Source organism: Nitrococcus sp. (assembly GCF_059432795.1).
Genome location: NZ_JBXWZQ010000124.1, coordinates 20502 through 37893, shown reverse-complemented (window position 1 = coordinate 37893; position 17392 = coordinate 20502). Strand labels below are relative to the sequence as shown.

The window sequence follows — 17392 nt, the reverse complement described above, 5'->3', positions numbered from 1 at the left end:
CGGCCGCCCCATCCCCTCAAATCTGCTGGCGGCCAACCTCGATGCCCGGTGTTACACGAGCTTAACACCGTCGGGTGCCTCCCGCCTGGTCCTGGCGCATCGCGCCCGAGGCCTGGCGGGGCTAGCGCTGCTGTAACAGCTCCAGCGCCTCCTCGCGGCTGTAGAAGTGATCCGCGCGGGAAAAGCCGGCGATGAGCCCGGGCTTGGTCTCCATCACGCGGCCTGCCTTGTCGCGACTCAGGATGAGTTCCGCCGGCAGCCCTTCGAGACAATGAACCGCCGCCAAGCGGCCGTCGGCCCGGCGGGAGAGGTACACCTTATTAGTATCAGAATCGAGAAAGGCCGGGCGGAAGCCGTCCGCTCGGTTCCCGTCGCTGACGGCCTTGGTCCCCCGATAGCGCCGATTGTCCTGGAGCAGACGAGTAAGACTCAACGGATAGATGCAGCCCACCTTTGCATTCATGATGCCACTCCCGTTGTCTCCCCGCGCCGCCTCGCGCATGCCACCGAACGGTGCCTGAATCGCGGCTTTTGATTGATGTTTTGCCGCCAACCCGCCTCAAAGGGCACGAAGCGACACTTCAACCAATCCGTTGCATCATACATGCCAACATCAGAATTGCCGATAATCCCGCGTTAATTCAGCTAGTTAAAAAAACGCTTGAAAGCGGAGGACGAAAAGTGTTCAAGAATCCGACACGGCGTGTCACCCGAGCTGACGGTCTGCGCTAACCGATTGCAGACAGCGAGCGCCACGCCGTGCAAGAGGGAAGGCATCGATCAATCGGCGAGCCGCCGGTATTTGATCCGGTGCGGGTTGATGGCCTCGTCACCCAACCGCCGCTTTCGATCCCACTCGTAGTCGGCGTAGTTGCCTTCGAACCACTCCACGCGGCTATCGCCCTCGAAAGCGAGGATATGGGTCGCGATGCGGTCGAGAAACCAGCGATCGTGCGAGATCACCAGGGCGCAGCCGGGAAAGGCCAAAAGTGCCTCCTCCAACGCGCGCAGCGTCTCCACGTCCAAATCGTTAGTGGGCTCGTCGAGCAGCAGGACATTGCCCCCGCGCTTGAGCAGCGCGGCCAGATGCACTCGATTGCGCTCACCGCCGGAGAGCTCGCCGACGCGCTTTTGCTGATCGGCGCCCTTGAAATTGAAACGCGCCACGTAGGCGCGCGAGGGAACCGTGTAGCGCTGAATCTCGATAAGATCCTGTCCCTGCGAGATTTCCTCCCAGACGGTCTTCTGATCGTCGAGCCGGTCACGGCTTTGATCGACATAGGCCAGCTCGACCGTCTCTCCAAGCCGGACCGTGCCCGAATCCGGCTGCTCCTGGCCGGTTAGAATCCGGAACAAAGTGGTCTTGCCGGCTCCGTTGGCGCCGATAATGCCGACGATAGCGCCGGGGGGGACTTTGAAACTCAGATCATCGATGAGCAGTCGCTCGCCGTAACCCTTAACGAGGTGATCGACCTCGATTACCAGCTCGCCCAGCCGTTGGCCCGGCGGTATATAGATCTCGTTGGTTTCGTTGCGCTGCTGAAACTCCCGCGACTGCAACTCGTCGAACTGCCGCAGGCGCGCCTTGCTCTTGGCCTGACGCCCTTTGGGGTTGCTGCGCACCCACTCCAATTCATGCTGGATCGTCTTGCGATGCGCCGCCTCCGCGCGCGCCTCCTGCGCCAGGCGCTCGTCCTTTTGCACCAACCAGGAAGAATAATTGCCTTTCCACGGAATGCCATGGCCGCGATCGAGCTCCAGGATCCAACCGGCCACGTTGTCGAGAAAGTAGCGGTCGTGCGTTACGGCAACCACCGTGCCCGGATATTCGGCGAGATAGCGCTCGAGCCAAGCGACCGATTCGGCGTCGAGATGGTTGGTCGGCTCGTCGAGCAATAACATGTCCGGGTTCGCGAGCAACAGCTGGCAGAGCGCCACGCGGCGCCGCTCGCCGCCTGAGAGACTGCTGATCTCGGCCTCCCACGCCGGCAGCCGCAACGCATCGGCCGCCTGCTCGAGCTTGCGCTCCAGATCCCAGGCCCCGGCGGCCTCGATCTGGTCCTGCAAGCGCGCCTGTTCGGCCATTAGTGCATCGAAGTCGGCATCCGCCTCCGCGAACTGGGCGCTGACCTCATTGAAGCGGTCGAGCAGGGCCTTGACCTCAGCCACGCCGTCCTCGACGTTACCGCGCACGTCCTTGCTCGCGTCGAGCTCCGGCTCCTGGGGCAGGAAACCGATTTTGGTTCCCGGTTGCGCTCGCGCCTCGCCTTCGAAATCGCGCTCGACACCGGCCATGATACGCAGCAGCGTGGATTTGCCGGCGCCGTTCAGTCCCAGCACGCCGATTTTCGCGCCGGGAAAGAAAGAAAGCGAGATGTTGCTGAGAATTTGCCGCTTCGGGGGGACCACCTTCCCCACCCGGTTCATGGTAAAGATGTACTGTGCCATTGTGCCTCGAAAGGATGGGTTCCCAGGCCGACGCCAACACCGTCACGTGCTCGGTTGACGGCTCGGCGGCAGGCGTGCCGCCACTATGCCCCCACGATCCAAGCGACTCGAGCGGACCGAGACGGCAGCATAACGCGCCAGGGGAGGAAAAACCACGCGGGCGCCCGCCCAGACTCAGCCGCGTCCGCGGGTGCGCGTCTTGCCGGCGCGACCATTTTTCTCGATGAACTGGATCATGGCGCCCGCGATGTCCTTGCCGGTCGCCTGCTCGATGCCCTCCAAGCCCGGCGAAGAGTTCACTTCCAGCACAACGGAGCCATGGTTGGAGCGCATGATGTCGACACCCGCGACGTTGAGCCCCATGATCTTCGCCGCGCGCACCGCGCTCGAGCGCTCCTCTGGCGTGATGCGCACGCTCGAGGTCTGCCCGCCACGGTGGACATTGGAGCGAAACTCGCCCTCCTTGGCCTGGCGCATCATCGAAGCCACAATTTTATCGCCCACCACGAAGCAGCGGATATCGGAGCCGCCGGCTTCCTGGATGAACTCTTGAGTCAGGAAATAAGCGTGGAGCCCGTGAAAAGCATCGATCACGCTTTCAGCCGCCTTGTTGGTTTCCGCCAACACGACCCCCATGCCCTGCGTGCCCTCGAGCAATTTGATGACCAACGGCGCGCCCCCGACCAGGCTGATCAGATCCTCGTTGTCGTCCGGCGAATAGGCAAAGCCGGTGACCGGCAGACCGATACCCCGCCTCGCCAGAAGCTGCAGCGAGCGCAGCTTGTCTCGGGAGCGGGTGATGGCCACCGATTCGTTGAGCGGAAAGACCCCCATCATCTCGAATTGTCTGAGCACCGCCGTGCCGTAAAAGGTCACGGAGGCACCGATACGCGGAATGACCGCGTCCACCGATTTCAGGATCTCGCCCCGGTAATGAACCTCCGGGCGGTGCGCGCTCACCTTGACGTAGCACCGCAGGGGATCGATCACCCGGATGCTATGCCCGCGTGCGCGGGCGGCCTCCACGATACGTCTTGTGGAGTAAAGCTTGCTGCTTCGCGAGAGCACGATGATGTTCATAATTCCTTGGCACCGATTGCCTGTGGTGGTGCTCACCGGGAGCGCCGCTGCGCCGCGGCGCGGGCAAAGCCGCTGTCCGCCGCGCCGGCCAGATAGGACGCGCCCGGGTCGACCAGCAACCGCCCTCTCATGGCCCGGCGACCAAGCAGCATACGAAAACCCATAGTATCGCGATTGGTCAGGGTGAGTTTAATCGACCACCGCCGACCCGCGATAAGCACTGCGGTGCGGATCACGAGGCGGCGCTCGCGATGCCCGGTCGAACTGGTCACGACTCGCTCACCGACGACGTCGGCTTTGCAGCATACCGTCGTGTCGGTGCGCCGCTGGATCGGATGGACCTCGAAAGCGACCCGATCCATCCCATTTTCCCGGTAACGGCGCAGATGAATGGCGTGCAGCGCGGAGGTCGCCGCTCCAGTGTCCACCTTGGCCTTGATGCGCTCTACGCCTAGCCCGGGCAGGGCAATCCATTCGCGCCAGCCGACCCACAGGCGAGGTTGCGATCTGTCACGGCTTGCCCCAACCATAGGAGTGACCTCCGTAAAGGCGGACAATGCGATCCGGCTTATGGCAAACTGCCCGTAAATTGAATCGCTCAGTCAACCTCTGCATGGTAGCGGGTATGGCGACCCGGCGTTACTCGGCCCGGTCAGCGGCAACATCCCCGTCGGGCAACACGCCGCGAGCGATGCCGTTGGAACACTCGGCGATCGGCTCGCCCGCGGGTGTGCGCTTTCTCTGCGATCGAATGCTCATACGACTGTGCCGCTGGCTGCGCGCGGCCGGCTATGACGCCAGCCTGGCCGGGGAACGCACGAGCGATAGGCGCCTGCTCACTGCCGCCCTGGCCGAGCGGCGCTATCTACTCACTCGTGATCGTAAGCTGCTGGAACATCGCGGCGCTGCCGAGCGTGTCATCCGGCTTCGTGCGGTGCGCCCGGCCGGGCAGGCCGTCGAGCTCGCAAGGCTCATGTCCATAGATTGGCTGCATTCACCCTTCAGCCGTTGCCTGCTCTGCAATGAGCCGGTACGCAATGACCCGGGGCACGACGCCCCACCGGGCAGCCGCGGACCTTTCAAAAGATGCCCGTACTGCACGCGTCTGTATTGGGAGGGCGAGCACGTGCGGCGCATGCGCGCACAGCTCACCGCCTGGCACCGGGCAACCGCCGTCAGCATGCATCGCGAGGATGAATCATCTATCCTATGAGGCTCGCGAGCGGCGCCGACGCGATCGCAGGTCGCGGCGCTTGATAGGCCGTCGTCGCGGTTCACAGCACATTGTCTGCCCCACCGAGCGGGCTGGCGAACACGCCACGATCCAGCCGTGGCAAGCGTCGGCCTCGGTAAGGCTGCTCAAGATTCCAACTCGCTGTTACGCAGGATCAAGGGGGATCACATGTTCTCCAATGAGATGACCATTGCCGGGTTTGACCCGGAGCTCGCCGAGGCGATCGAGCGCGAGCAATGTCGCCAGGAGGAGCACATCGAGCTCATCGCCTCCGAGAATTACGCCAGCCCTCGCGTTCTCGAGGCTCAGGGCAGCGCCCTGACCAACAAATACGCCGAAGGCTACCCCGCCAAACGCTATTACGGCGGTTGCGAGTACGTGGATGTCGCCGAGCAGCTCGCCATCGAGCGTGCCAAGCGGCTCTTCGGCGCGGACTACGCTAACGTGCAGCCGCACTCCGGCTCCCAGGCCAATGCCGCCGTCTACCTGGCTCTGGCAAAACCGGGCGACACGCTTTTGGGCATGAGCCTCGACCAAGGCGGCCACCTGACGCACGGGGCGAAGCCGAACTTCTCGGGCAAGCTCTTCCACGCCGTGCAGTACGGCATAGACGCGCAGACCGGCGAGATCGATTACGCCGAAGTGGAGCGCCTCGCCCTCGAGCACCGCCCCAAGCTGCTCATCGCCGGCTTTTCAGCTTATTCGCGAGTGGTCGATTGGCAGCGCTTCCGCGACATTGCCGACGAGGTCGGCGCCTACCTTATCGTGGACATGGCGCACGTTGCCGGGCTCATCGCCGCGGGCGTCTATCCCAACCCGGTTCGCATCGCGGATGTCACCACCACCACGACTCACAAAACCCTCCGCGGTCCGCGCGGCGGCCTCATTCTGGCGCGCGAGAATCCGCGAGTCGAGAAGGCGCTCCAATCGCTGGTCTTTCCAGGCACCCAAGGCGGGCCGCTCATGCATGTCATCGCCGCCAAGGCGGTCGCGCTGAAAGAGGCCCTGGAGCCGGCATTCATCGAGTATCAAAAACAGGTCCTGGCCAACTCCCGGAGCATGGCCGAAGCAATCATGGGACGAGGCTACAAGGTGGTGAGCGGCGGCACGGACAATCACCTTTTTCTCATCGATCTCATCAAGCAGGGCTTGACGGGCAAGGACGCTGATGCGGCCTTGGGCCGAGCACACATCACGGTGAACAAAAACGCCGTACCGAATGATCCGCAGTCGCCTTTCGTAACCAGCGGCCTTCGCATCGGCTCACCGGCTGTGACCACGCGTGGCTTCGGGACGGCGGAAGTCCGCGAGCTGGCGGGATGGATATGCGATATTCTGGATGATATTCACGATGAGCACACCATCGCGCGGGTGCGTGACCAGGTGCTGGATATCTGCCGGCGCTACCCGGTCTACCGTTCATCAAGCGCATGAATCGGAGGAAACGATTCGCATCCCGCGCACCAAGCAGGTCAGGCACGCTCGTCTCGGTTCTCCCAGGTCGAACCATCCCATCCGTAATGGCCCGATGAGACCGGCTCACCGAAATCAGCCGAGACCGAACGCCAAGCGGTTCGGCCGGCTCGGCGTCGGCTCGGTATAGACCACCATGCGCTGCCCCTTCTGCCAGGCACAGGAAACAAGGGTGATCGACTCGCGACTCGCCGGCGAAGGGGATCAGGTGCGTCGCCGCCGCGAGTGCTCGCAGTGCGCCGAGCGCTTCACCACTTATGAGAGCGCCGAGCTGATGATGCCGCAGGTGGTCAAACGCGACGGCTCGCGCGAGGCATTGGACGATCGAAAACTGCGCACCGGGCTATTGCGGGCGCTCGAGAAACGCCCCGTGGCCACCGAAGCCGTGGAGGCGGCGATCAGCCGCATTCTCAAGCGTATCCGATTGACCGGAGAGCGCGAAGTGCCGGCTAGGCAGATCGGGGAGTGGGTGATGGGCGAGTTGCGCGAGCTCGATCAGGTCGCCTATGTGCGTTTTGCTTCCGTATACCGCAGCTTCCAGGACGTGAGCGCCTTTCGCGAGGTAATCGATGGGCTCGAGCAGCGACCACCCGGACGGGAGCACACGCCACCGCCCGACAACGAGCCAAAGGGCTGACTCGGCCATCTTCTGGCGACCGTGCCAGGACGCAATGAACCGGCGCAGTCCATAGTCTCCGCCAAGCTCACTACAGCAGCAGCGCGAAAGAGGCGGACGCTCGCACGTGACCAATTTTACAGCCGTTGACCAACAACACATGGCACGCGCTTTGTGCCTGGCGGAACGCGGGCTTTTCTCAACGAGCCCCAATCCCCGCGTAGGCTGCGTGATCGTCCGCGACGGGCAGGTGGTAGGCGAAGGTTGGCATCGCCGGGTGGGTGAGGCGCACGCCGAGGTGAATGCCTTGTCGCTCGCGAGCGAGGCGGCACGCGGCGCCACCGCCTACGTGACCTTGGAACCGTGCTGCCATTACGGGCGCACGCCGCCATGCACTGAAGCGCTGCTCAAGGCCGGAATCAAGCGCGTCATCGTCGCCTGCAAGGACCCCAATCCACGCGTCGCCGGGCAGGGGCTGGAGCGCTTGGCCGCCGCGGGTGTGCTGACCCAGCACGGGCTGATGGCGGAGCAGGCCGAAGCGCTGAACCCGGGCTTTTTCAAACGCATGCGCACCGGTCTGCCCTATGTGCGCTGCAAGCTCGCGATGAGCTTGGACGGGCGAACGGCGATGGCCAGTGGTGAGAGCCGCTGGATCACGGCCGCGCCGGCCCGGGGCGATGTCCACCGGCTGCGTGCCCGCAGCGACGGCATACTCACGGGGCGCGGCACGATAATGGCCGATGACCCGCAACTGACCGCCCGGGATGTCAATGGCGCTTGGGACCTGGTGCAGCCCCGCCGCTTCGTGCTCGATTCCCAGTTGCGCATCCCCGCGCGGGCACGCGTGCTGCAAGGGCCCGACAAGGTGGTCCTGTTATACACTCGCTCCGGGCGGCGCCACAGCGACGAACTCGCCGGCGCCGAGCTATGGCCGATCGCCGCCGATAGCAGCGGTCGTGTCGACCCGCTCCAGGCGTTGGCCGCGATCGGCGAGGCGCAGATCAACGAGGTGCTTCTCGAGGCCGGCCCCACCCTGAGCGGAGCGCTTTTGCAGCGCGAGCTGATCGACGAGCTGGTGATCTACATCGCCCCGCATTTCATGGGGCACGAGGCGCAGCCGCTTCTGCTACTGCCCGGCCTGGTCCGGCTGGCCGACCGAATTTCGGTCAAAATCACGGATCTGCGTGCCGTCGGCTCGGACCTTCGCCTGACGGCACGTCTGGAGAAAAGCTGAATGTTCACGGGAATCGTGCAAGCCGTGGGAACGGTGCGGCAAGCCAGCGCGTTCGAGCAGGACCGACGGCTGCTCATCGAGACGGGCGGCCTGAATTTGCAACCGCTGCGTCAGGGCGATAGCGTCGCCGTCGATGGCTGCTGCCTCACACTCGCCAGCATCGCTGCCGGCGAGATCGCCGTCGATCTCTCCGCCGAGACCCTCTCCCGCACCACCCTAGGGACGCTCACACCGGGCGAGCGCGTCAACCTCGAGCCAGCACTCACGTTGAGCAGCCCGCTCGGCGGCCACCTGGTGAGCGGCCACGTGGACGGTCTCGCCGAATTGCTTTGGCGGCGTCCAGCCGGACGTTGCGAGCGCTGGCGCTTGCGCGCCCCCCAGCGGCTGACCCGCTACGTCGCGGAAAAAGGCTCGATTTGCGTGGCCGGCATCAGCCTCACGGTCAACGCTGTCGACGCAAGCGAGTTTGAAGTCAACCTCGTGCCGCATACATTGCAGGTGACCACGCTCGGGGAACGCCGCCCGGGCGAGCACCTCAATTTGGAGGTCGATCTCATCGCCCGTTATCTGGAACAGCTCATGGCGGGCACCGCCGCGGCGCCCGCCCGCGGCAGCGACTAACTCGGGAGTGCTCATCGGGCACGCCTTGCCGATACCCGCAGGCACGGCGGTGCCTCCATAGCAGGCAAAGGGGATATCCTAATGTTCAACAGCATCGACGAGATCCTCGCGGATCTGCGTCAAGGCCGCATGGCCATCATCATGGATGAGGAGGATCGTGAGGACGAGGGGGACCTCGTGATGATCGCCTCCATGGTGCGTCCCGAGGACATCAATTTCATGGCCCGTTACGGGCGCGGCCTGATCTGCCTTACGCTGACTCGCGAGCGCTGTGAGCAGCTGCGGCTGCCGCTGATGGTCAACGAGACGGAAAACCGTCACTCAACCAATTTCACCTTGTCCATCGAAGCGGCCAGCGGCGTTACCACGGGCATCTCCGCGGCCGATCGGGCGCGCACGATCCAGGCCGCCGTCGCCCCCATGGCCCGGCCCGAGGATCTGGTCCAGCCCGGACACATATTTCCGTTGATGGCACAGCCTGGAGGCGTGCTCACGCGGGCCGGCCACACGGAGGCGGGCTGCGATCTGGCGCGTCTCGCCGGCCTGGAGCCGGCCGCGGTCATCGTCGAGATACTCAACGAGGACGGTACGATGGCGCGGCGCTCCGACTTGGTGAGCTTCGCTCAGGAGCACGGCCTCAAGATCGGCACCGTCGCGGATCTCATCGCCTATCGGATTCGCAACGAGCGGACCGTGGAACGCGTGGCCAAGTGCGATCTGCCGACCGAATATGGAACGTTCCACCTCTATGCCTATCAGGATACGGTCGACGGCGCCCTGCATTTCGCACTGGTCAACGCAACCGTAAATCCGGAGCAGCCGACCTTGGTCCGCGTGCACATCCAGAATACGCTTTCCGATGTCTTTGCGAGCACCGGACCCCACTGCGGTTGGCCGCTGCGCTCGGCGCTGGAAAAGGTAAGCGGGTGCGAACCGGCAGTCGTCGTCGTCTTACGCCGGGCCAGCGACGCCGCCGATATCCTCCAACGCATGCGCCAGTATCAGGTGGCCCCTTACGGCGATCCACAGACGGGGCAGAGCACTCACTCCCGTCAGGCCGAGGATCTGCGCACCTACGGGGTGGGCGCCCAGATATTGACCGACCTCGGCGTGCGGCGCATGCGGGTGCTCAGTGCCCCCAAGCGCATGCATGGGCTCTCCGGTTTCGGCATAGAAGTCGTCGAGTACGTCGAGCCGCCAAGTGATGAGCATTGAGCGTTTAGCGTGCGTGGCGAACCGAGTGCTGCGGAACAAACCGCCGCGGGCAAGGGCCAAATCGCTACATGCCCAGCGCCGGGCGTGGCGAGCGGCAAAGTTTGTGTTTGCAGCGACGGCGCGACGATATAAAGTGCTCGGGCGGATTCGCCCCCTGACCATCGCAACGGACGTGCCTTGATCGCAGCAGGCATTACCGCTGTTCACTGGAGGCGGAAGATGCGCGCTCTGGCGCGGACGCGTCTCTTCCGGCAGGTTTATGCTCAATGACTACGGATCGATGATTACGACCATCGAAGGTGATTTCACTGCCTGCGAGGGTCGCTTCGCGATCGTTGCCACGCGCTTCAATCGCTTCATTGTCGATAGCTTGCTCGAGGGCGCTCTTGATACCCTGCGCCGCCATGGAGTAGCGGGCGATGCGGTGACGGTCATCCGTGTGCCAGGCGCCTACGAGATGCCGCTGGTGATCAATCGATTGGCGCGCTCCGGACGGTACGCGGCCATCATCGCCCTGGCCTGCGTCATCCGCGGCGCCACGGCCCATTTTGACTACGTTGCCGGCGAATGCGCCCGCGGCTGTACCCAGGCATCATTGGCGCACGATGTGCCGATCGGCTTCGGCGTGCTCACCACCGATACCATCGAGCAGGCCATCGAGCGCGCCGGCACCAAGGCCGGTAACAAAGGCAGCGAGGCCACGCTCTCCGCGCTGGAGACAGCGAGCCTGCTGCGCCGTTTGGATTGAAGCGGATCAAAAACATGGCGACGCATAGCAAATCACATACAACGCACCGGCGCAGCCGGGCGCGCCGACGCGTGCTGCAGGCACTGTATCAATGGCAGCTGACCGGCCAGGGAAGCGCGGAGATCGAACGGCAGTTCCTCGAGGAGCACAACATGGCGAGCGTCGACCTCGCATACTTCAGCGAGCTGCTCCACGAGATACCGGCGCGCACGGTAAGTCTCGACGCGCTGATCGAGCCGGTGCTGGACCGTCCGTTGGCGATTGTGGATCCTGTGGAGAAAGCCATCCTGCGCCTCGGAATCTACGAGCTCACACACCGCCTTGATGTGCCTTACCGGGTGGTCGTGAACGAAGCGGTGGATCTCGCCAAGCTTTTCGGCGCCGAAGAGAGTCACCGCTACATCAATGGGGTGCTGGATCGACTGGGCCGCGAGAATCGGCCCCGCGCACACGAACTCCGCCACCGACGCACCGGTTGACATCCACTCACGCAGCGGCGCGCGCGGGAGGAAACCCGCTGCCACTCGCTACCGAACACCCGGCGTCCGCCGGCTTAAGGCGCGCGGCGCCCCACATCCGACGGCCCCTCACCTCTGCTCCGGGCACTGAGGAGATGCTCTGCGAATTCGAGCTAATTGAGCGTTATTTTGCGGCGATCGGCGCGCAACGAGATGACGTTATTCTCTCCGTCGGTGACGATGCGGCGCTTCTCGCACCGCATCGCGACCGCGCTCTGGCCCTGAGCGTGGACACCCTGATCGCGGGCGTTCACTTCCCCCTGGATGCCCCGGTGGAAGACGTCGGCTATAAGTCCCTTGCCGTGAATCTCAGCGACCTGGCGGCAATGGCCGCCGAGCCCGCTTGGCTGTTGCTTGCTCTGACCCTGCCGCAGGCGGATCCGGACTGGTTGGGGCGTTTTGCCGCGGGGCTCGCCACGCTGGCGAATGCATCGGGAATGACTCTGGTCGGTGGCGATGTCAGTCGCGGGCAGACCCTGACCGTAACCATTCAGGTGGCCGGCTACGTCGATCGCCCCCTACGCCGCGACGGTGCCCGCCCCGGCGACGGCCTTTACGTGTCCGGCACCCTCGGTGATGCGGCGCTTGGCCTGAAGCTCTGGCAGGAGCAAACTCGTCGCGGTGCAGATGTCCGTTTCCTGATCGAGCGCCTGCACCGTCCAACGCCGCGCATTGCCCTGGCACGGTCACTGGCCGATCTCGCTCATGCCGCCATCGACATATCCGATGGGCTGGTAGCAGACGCCACTCATATAGCCGAGCGCAGCAGCGTGGCCATGCGCATCGAACCGCACCGGCTGCCGCTGTCCGCCGCGATGCGGCGCGTCGCGCCCGCACCTCGGGCGCTCGCCTTGGCCTTGAGCGGCGGTGATGACTACGAACTTTGTTTGAGCCTGCCGCTGGAACGAGAGCGGGAGGCCAGGGCTCGGGCAGAAAAACTCGGCGTGAGTCTCACCCGTATCGGTCGCGTGGTGGAAGGCAATGGGGTACAGCTCGTCTCAGCCACGGGTGAGATAATCCCTTACGAGGACTCAGGCTACACCCACTTCTCCTAGGGAGCGCGGGGAGTGAAGTGGCGCATCTGCGCGCTCCGAGGCATAACGACCACTTGAGTCGCCGCTTTGCTCGTGGGCGGAGGCTGAGAGCAAAATCAAGAAGCCCAGTTAGATCTCTCAAGATAATTACGATAGATCGACCAGGTTCGATCTTCCCAGGCCTTCACTCGCGGATTATCGGCATAGCGGCGTTCCAGCGCGTGCGTATGCCGCCAAAGCGCGCGCGCCTCGGCGACGGTGGATCTGTCGGGGGTGGAAGCCTTCAGAACCAACCATTGCTGCTGAATCGCGTTGATTTCCTCGTGAAGCTGCTGCACGCCCGAGCCGCCGGCCATCAGCCCGAGGACCAGAAGGCCCAAGAACGAGCCCAAGACTGCCTTTTTCATTCTCCTCACCCTCTTTCCTTAGATCGGAAGGCCATGCCCTTGCAGTTCCGGTGTTGGACCTTATCCGGTTGAAAAAGTTCCCCCCCCCGCTCGTCGATTTCTCAGGCTGCGAGTCGCTGCGCGCGCCACCCGCGCCGCCTCGGAGGCTGCTCGAGCACGCCCGCTCAGAGCAACCCGGTCTCGAGCTGCGCTGCTTCCGACATCATGTCCTGCGTCCACGGCGGCTCCAGGACGATCTCGATATCCGCCTCCTCGACCGTCGGCACGCGGCTCACCTTCGTTTTGACGTCGTAGGCGAGAATATCGCCCATTCCGCAGCTCGGAGCGGTCAGCGTCATGCGGATATGAACTTGGCGACGGTCCTCGGCCAGCTTTTTGATGTCACACTCGTAGACCAATCCCAATTCGACCACATTAACGGGAATTTCCGGGTCGTAGCAGAGCCGCAGCTGATCCCAGATCGCTTTTTCCACGTCCTCGTCGCTCGCGCAATCCGGCAAGGTGGGCGGCGGATCCGGTTCCCGACCGATAGCGTCGGCATTCGAGCCATCGATACGAAACAGGTTTGCCCACAGGTTGACCGTGTAGCTACCGCCCAAGGCCTGCGTTATCTCCCCCTCCGAGCCCTTGGGGATGATTCCCGTCTCTCCGGAGGGAACCAGCGCGACCTCACAATCGCGGAGAAACGTCACCGCAGTGTCGGATTCCGATGCCATGAGCACCTCCTAACGCGTCGGCCATCGCCGGGCCAAGACGAACTCGCGCCAAGCCGACGATGAGCGATATAGATTATTAAGGAAAATTCTACCAGCAGCACACGGGCTAGAGAAGCCGGCCCGAGCGCGCCTGTGGCGAGCCGACGGACAGCATCATACACCCGTGTCCATTTAATCCTCTCCCTCGTTTGAGGTATGTTGTTCGGTTTAGCAGCGTTTAGGTAGTAAAGAAACCGATGACTGATCCAACCAAAAGGCTACGGGAGGAGCTCGAGCGTCGCATCCTGCTGCTCGACAGCGCGACGGGCACGATGATCCAGCATTATCGCCTGACCGAGGAGGACTTCCGCGGTGAGCGGTTTCGGGACCATCCTTGCAACCTTCAGGGCAATAACGACCTGCTGGTCTGCACCCGCCCGGATATCGTCACCGAAATTCACCGCTCGAACCTGCAAGCCGGCGCGGACATCATCGAAACCAACACCTTCAACGCGACCACGCTCTCTCAGGCGGATTATGCGACGGAGCATCTGGTCCACGAGCTCAATCTGAGCGCGGCACGCCTCGCGCGCGACTGTGCCGACGAGTTCTCGCGCGCCACGCCGCAGCAGCCGCGATTCGTCGCGGGCGTGCTCGGTCCGACCAGCAAGACCGCCTCGCTCTCCCCGGATGTCAACAACCCCGGCTACCGCAACGTGAGCTTCGAGCAGCTGGTTGACGCCTATACGGAAGCCGCCGACGGGCTGATTGCCGGTGGCGTCGACCTGCTGCTGGTGGAAACCATTTTCGACACATTGAACGCCAAGGCCTGCCTGTTCGCGCTGGACGGGTTGTTTAAAAAACTCGGCGCGCGGGTGCCGGTCATGGTCTCGGGTACCATCACCGATGCCAGCGGACGCACGCTCTCCGGTCAGACCACGGAAGCGTTCTGGAATTCGGTGCGCCACGCGCAACCCTTCGCGATCGGCCTCAATTGCGCGCTCGGTGCCGAAGATCTGCGTCCCTATATCCAGGAACTCTCGCAGATCGCCGACACCCACGTCAGCACGCACCCCAACGCCGGGCTGCCCAATGAGATGGGGGAATACGAGCAGAGCCCGGAAGCCATGGCGCGGCTGCTGCACGAGTTCGCCGAAAACGGCTTCGTCAACATCGTCGGCGGCTGCTGCGGCACCACCCCCGAGCACATCACTGCCATTCGTGAGGCCATCGAAGGGTTGCCGCCGCGGCGGCTGCCCGAGCGGCCGCGCGTGCTGCGCCTCTCCGGCCTGGAGCCGCTCACGCTCGGCGCCGATTCCCTGTTCGCGAACATCGGCGAGCGGACCAACGTGACCGGTTCGGCGCGCTTCCGCCGCTTGATCAAGGAAGATGACCTCGAGGCGGCGCTGGAGGTGGGACGCGATCAGGTCGAAAGCGGCGCCCAGATCATCGACGTCAACATGGACGAAGGGCTGCTGGATTCCAAGGAGTGCATGGTGCGCTTTCTCAATCTGGCCGCCGTGGAACCGGATATCGCCCGCGTACCGTTCATGGTGGACTCCTCCAAATGGGAGGTGATCGAGGCCGGCCTGCAATGCATTCAGGGCAAGGCGATCGTCAACTCCATCAGCCTCAAGGAGGGCGAGGAGGATTTCATCGCCAAAGCCGAACTGATCCGTCGCTACGGCGCGGCGACCGTGGTCATGGCCTTCGACGAGCAGGGCCAGGCCGATACTCTCGAGCGGCGCATCGCCATCGCCGAGCGCGCCTACCGGACCCTTACCGAGCGGGTCGGCTTCCCGCCCGAGGACATCATCCTCGATCTCAACATCTTCGCCGTGGCAACCGGTCTCGAGGAGCACAACAACTACGCCGTGGACTTCATCGAGGCGGCCCGGGAGGTCAAAAAGCGCCTGCCGCACATCAAAGTCTCCGGCGGGCTCTCCAACCTCTCCTTCTCCTTTCGTGGCAACGAGCCGGTACGCCGCGCGATGCACTCGGCCTTCCTCTATCACGCGATACAGGCCGGCATGGACATGGCCATCGTCAACGCCGGCCAGCTCGAAGTCTACGACGACATACCTCGAGACCTTCTGGAGCGGGTCGAGGATGTGCTGCTCAATCGACGTGACGATGCCACCGAACGGCTGGTGGATTACGCCGAGCAATTCAAAGGCCAGGGCGCCAAGAGCAAGGAAGAGGATCTGGAGTGGCGTACCTGGCCCGTGGCCAAGCGCCTCGAGCATGCGCTGGTCAAGGGCATCGTGGAGTATATCGAGGAGGATACCGAGGAGGCACGGACCCAGCACGAGCAGCCCATCGAGGTGATCGAAGGGCCGTTGATGGATGGCATGAACGTAGTCGGCGATCTGTTCGGCTCCGGCAAGATGTTCCTGCCGCAAGTGGTCAAAAGCGCCCGCGTCATGAAAAAGGCGGTCGCCTATCTGCTCCCGTTCATCGAGGCTGAGAAGGCCAAGCACGGTAACAGCGAGCCTAACGCCCGAATCGTGATGGCAACGGTCAAGGGCGACGTGCACGACATCGGCAAGAACATCGTCGCCGTGGTCTTGCAATGCAACAACTTTGACGTCACCGATCTCGGCGTCATGGTCCCCAATGAAAAAACGCTGGCCGCGGTTCGCGAGCACAATGCCGACATTGTCGGCCTATCGGGCCTGATCACCCCCTCGCTGGACGAGATGGTGGGGATGGCCAAGGAAATGGAGCGGCAAGGCCTGGAGCTCCCGCTGCTGATCGGCGGCGCGACCACCTCGCGCGTGCATACGGCAGTCAAGATCGCCCCCCAGTATTCCGGCGACGTCATCTATGTCAAGGACGCTTCCCGCGCGGTCGGGGTCTGCGCAAAGCTCATGAGCACCACGCAACGCGCAGCCTACGTGCAAGGCATCAAAGAGGAATACGAGGGGGTGCGGGAGCAACGCGCCAAGCGCCAGCGCAAGCAGAAGTGGCTGCGCATCGCCGATGCGCGTGCGAACCGCTATCCCATCGATTGGACAGCGTACGAGCCACCCCAGCCGCGGGAGCCGGGCTTGCACGTGCTCGATGATGTCGCCCTGGAGACGCTGGAGCCCTATATCGACTGGACGCCTTTTTTCTCTGCATGGCAGCTGGCGGGACGCTTTCCGAAGATCCTCGACGATGAGGTCGTCGGCGAGACGGCGCGCAAACTCTATGCCGATGCCCGCGCCATGCTGGCCCGCATTATCGAGGAGAAGTGGCTACAGGCCCGAGGAGTCTTCGGTCTGTTCCCCGCCAACGCGGTCGGCGACGACACGGAGGTTTATGCCGACGACTCCCGCACCCGGCTACATCTGGTCACCCACCACTTGCGCCAGCAGAATGAAAAGCCCGCCGGACGGCCCAATATGAGTCTCGCTGATTTCGTGGCGCCCAAGGAAACCGGGCTGGCCGATTGGCTCGGCGCCTTCGCGGTGACCACCGGTATTGGCATCGAGGAGCACGTGCGGCGTTTCGAAGCCGAGCACGACGATTACAATGCCATCCTCGTCAAGGCGCTCGCCGACCGCCTCGCCGAGGCATTTGCCGAAATGCTCCACCACCGCGTGCGTACGCAATTTTGGGGCTACGCCGCGGACGAGCAACTCGATACTGAAGCGCTGATTCAGGAGCAATATCACGGCATTCGGCCCGCACCCGGCTACCCGGCCTGTCCGGACCACACCGAGAAAGCACTGCTCTGGGAGCTCCTTGATGCCGAGCGCCAAGCGGGCATCACGCTCACCGAAAGCTGGGCAATGGTGCCCACGGCAGCGGTAAGCGGATGGTATTTCTCCCATCCGCAATCGCGCTATTTCGGCCTCGGCCAGATCTATCGCGATCAGGTCGAGGATTACGCCAAACGAAAAGGCATGAGCCTGGGGGAGGCCGAACGCTGGCTCTCGCCCAACCTGGGCTACGACCCGGAAGAGCTCGGCTGAGAGCCGTTCGTCCGCCGCCGCGGCATCCGGGGCTAGGCAACAGCGGCCAGTATGGTTATAAAGAGATAATGAGCACGTTGAGACTCGACGGCGAACGGGGTCAAACGCCC

General features: G+C 63.6%; 16 protein-coding genes. 10 read left to right on the top strand and 6 right to left on the bottom strand.

Annotation, left to right across the window (positions count from 1 at the left end; all coding sequences use genetic code 11):
• Positions 1–121 precede the first annotated feature (121 nt).
• The 4 genes from AC52Q4_RS09635 to AC52Q4_RS09620 form a co-directional block, all read right to left on the bottom strand.
• Positions 122–463, bottom strand: a complete 342-nt coding sequence (locus AC52Q4_RS09635) for a hypothetical protein (RefSeq protein ID WP_495536581.1) — start codon at positions 461–463, stop codon at positions 122–124.
• Positions 464–780: 317 nt separating this feature from the next.
• Entirely contained in the window at positions 781–2448 is a 1668-nt protein-coding gene (ettA, locus tag AC52Q4_RS09630) for an energy-dependent translational throttle protein EttA (protein ID WP_495536580.1), read from the bottom strand.
• 174 nt (positions 2449–2622) lie between these two features.
• Positions 2623–3528, bottom strand: coding sequence for a 30S ribosomal protein S6--L-glutamate ligase (gene rimK / locus AC52Q4_RS09625; RefSeq protein ID WP_495536579.1), 906 nt, complete (start codon positions 3526–3528; stop codon positions 2623–2625).
• A 32-nt stretch (positions 3529–3560) separates the two neighbouring features.
• Positions 3561–4058, bottom strand: a complete 498-nt coding sequence (locus tag AC52Q4_RS09620; RefSeq protein WP_495536578.1) for an ATP-dependent zinc protease family protein — start codon at positions 4056–4058, stop codon at positions 3561–3563.
• A gap of 161 nt (positions 4059–4219) precedes the next feature.
• On the opposite strand from AC52Q4_RS09620, the gene AC52Q4_RS09615 reads away from it, so the two are divergent.
• The 9 genes from AC52Q4_RS09615 (at position 4220) to thiL (ending at position 12242) form a co-directional block, all read left to right on the top strand.
• A complete protein-coding gene (locus tag AC52Q4_RS09615) occupies positions 4220–4741 on the top strand; it encodes a Mut7-C RNAse domain-containing protein (RefSeq protein ID WP_495536577.1) in 522 nt (173 codons plus the stop codon).
• A gap of 189 nt (positions 4742–4930) precedes the next feature.
• Positions 4931–6196: a serine hydroxymethyltransferase gene (gene glyA / locus AC52Q4_RS09610; RefSeq protein ID WP_495536591.1), complete on the top strand. Its 1266-nt coding sequence runs from the start codon at positions 4931–4933 to the stop codon at positions 6194–6196.
• Positions 6197–6371: 175 nt separating this feature from the next.
• The gene (nrdR, locus tag AC52Q4_RS09605; RefSeq protein ID WP_495536576.1) at positions 6372–6872 is read left to right on the top strand and encodes a transcriptional regulator NrdR; all 501 of its coding nucleotides are present in this window, start codon (positions 6372–6374) and stop codon (positions 6870–6872) included.
• 106 nt (positions 6873–6978) lie between these two features.
• Complete coding sequence (gene ribD, locus AC52Q4_RS09600) at positions 6979–8085, top strand: bifunctional diaminohydroxyphosphoribosylaminopyrimidine deaminase/5-amino-6-(5-phosphoribosylamino)uracil reductase RibD (RefSeq protein ID WP_495536575.1); 1107 nt, start codon at positions 6979–6981, stop codon at positions 8083–8085.
• On the top strand, positions 8086–8706 hold the full coding sequence (locus AC52Q4_RS09595) for a riboflavin synthase (RefSeq protein WP_495536574.1): 621 nt from the start codon (positions 8086–8088) through the stop codon (positions 8704–8706).
• A gap of 81 nt (positions 8707–8787) precedes the next feature.
• Entirely contained in the window at positions 8788–9921 is a 1134-nt protein-coding gene (gene ribBA, locus AC52Q4_RS09590; RefSeq protein ID WP_495536573.1) for a bifunctional 3,4-dihydroxy-2-butanone-4-phosphate synthase/GTP cyclohydrolase II, read from the top strand.
• Positions 9922–10201: 280 nt separating this feature from the next.
• Positions 10202–10669 carry a 6,7-dimethyl-8-ribityllumazine synthase gene (gene ribH, locus AC52Q4_RS09585; protein WP_495536590.1) on the top strand — a complete coding sequence of 156 codons (468 nt, stop codon included), beginning with the start codon at positions 10202–10204 and terminating at the stop codon, positions 10667–10669.
• A gap of 14 nt (positions 10670–10683) precedes the next feature.
• On the top strand, positions 10684–11148 hold the full coding sequence (gene nusB, locus AC52Q4_RS09580) for a transcription antitermination factor NusB (RefSeq protein WP_495536572.1): 465 nt from the start codon (positions 10684–10686) through the stop codon (positions 11146–11148).
• 134 nt (positions 11149–11282) lie between these two features.
• On the top strand, positions 11283–12242 hold the full coding sequence (gene thiL / locus AC52Q4_RS09575; protein WP_495536571.1) for a thiamine-phosphate kinase: 960 nt from the start codon (positions 11283–11285) through the stop codon (positions 12240–12242).
• A 95-nt stretch (positions 12243–12337) separates the two neighbouring features.
• Here the strand turns inward: thiL and AC52Q4_RS09570 are convergent, their stop codons facing one another.
• Positions 12338–12628 carry a hypothetical protein gene (locus AC52Q4_RS09570; protein ID WP_495536570.1) on the bottom strand — a complete coding sequence of 97 codons (291 nt, stop codon included), beginning with the start codon at positions 12626–12628 and terminating at the stop codon, positions 12338–12340.
• Between the two features lie 164 nt (positions 12629–12792).
• Positions 12793–13344 carry a putative Fe-S cluster assembly protein SufT gene (sufT, locus tag AC52Q4_RS09565; protein WP_495536569.1) on the bottom strand — a complete coding sequence of 184 codons (552 nt, stop codon included), beginning with the start codon at positions 13342–13344 and terminating at the stop codon, positions 12793–12795.
• 236 nt (positions 13345–13580) lie between these two features.
• Here sufT and metH point away from each other — a divergent pair, with 236 nt between their 5' ends.
• Positions 13581–17282 (top strand): methionine synthase, encoded by a 3702-nt coding sequence (gene metH, locus AC52Q4_RS09560; protein WP_495536568.1) that lies wholly within the window; start codon positions 13581–13583, stop codon positions 17280–17282.
• The last annotated feature ends 110 nt before the right edge of the window (positions 17283–17392 follow it).

Coding starts and splice junctions, on each gene's coding strand:
- AC52Q4_RS09635 (WP_495536581.1), bottom strand. CDS start 463: ATGAATGCAAAGGTGGGCTGCATCTATCCGTTGAGTCTTACTCGTCTG.
- ettA (WP_495536580.1), bottom strand. CDS start 2,448: ATGGCACAGTACATCTTTACCATGAACCGGGTGGGGAAGGTGGTCCCC.
- rimK (WP_495536579.1), bottom strand. CDS start 3,528: ATGAACATCATCGTGCTCTCGCGAAGCAGCAAGCTTTACTCCACAAGA.
- AC52Q4_RS09620 (WP_495536578.1), bottom strand. CDS start 4,058: ATGGTTGGGGCAAGCCGTGACAGATCGCAACCTCGCCTGTGGGTCGGC.
- AC52Q4_RS09615 (WP_495536577.1), top strand. CDS start 4,220: ATGCCGTTGGAACACTCGGCGATCGGCTCGCCCGCGGGTGTGCGCTTT.
- glyA (WP_495536591.1), top strand. CDS start 4,931: ATGTTCTCCAATGAGATGACCATTGCCGGGTTTGACCCGGAGCTCGCC.
- nrdR (WP_495536576.1), top strand. CDS start 6,372: ATGCGCTGCCCCTTCTGCCAGGCACAGGAAACAAGGGTGATCGACTCG.
- AC52Q4_RS09595 (WP_495536574.1), top strand. CDS start 8,086: ATGTTCACGGGAATCGTGCAAGCCGTGGGAACGGTGCGGCAAGCCAGC.
- ribBA (WP_495536573.1), top strand. CDS start 8,788: ATGTTCAACAGCATCGACGAGATCCTCGCGGATCTGCGTCAAGGCCGC.
- ribH (WP_495536590.1), top strand. CDS start 10,202: ATGATTACGACCATCGAAGGTGATTTCACTGCCTGCGAGGGTCGCTTC.
- nusB (WP_495536572.1), top strand. CDS start 10,684: ATGGCGACGCATAGCAAATCACATACAACGCACCGGCGCAGCCGGGCG.
- thiL (WP_495536571.1), top strand. CDS start 11,283: ATGCTCTGCGAATTCGAGCTAATTGAGCGTTATTTTGCGGCGATCGGC.
- AC52Q4_RS09570 (WP_495536570.1), bottom strand. CDS start 12,628: ATGAAAAAGGCAGTCTTGGGCTCGTTCTTGGGCCTTCTGGTCCTCGGG.
- sufT (WP_495536569.1), bottom strand. CDS start 13,344: ATGGCATCGGAATCCGACACTGCGGTGACGTTTCTCCGCGATTGTGAG.
- metH (WP_495536568.1), top strand. CDS start 13,581: ATGACTGATCCAACCAAAAGGCTACGGGAGGAGCTCGAGCGTCGCATC.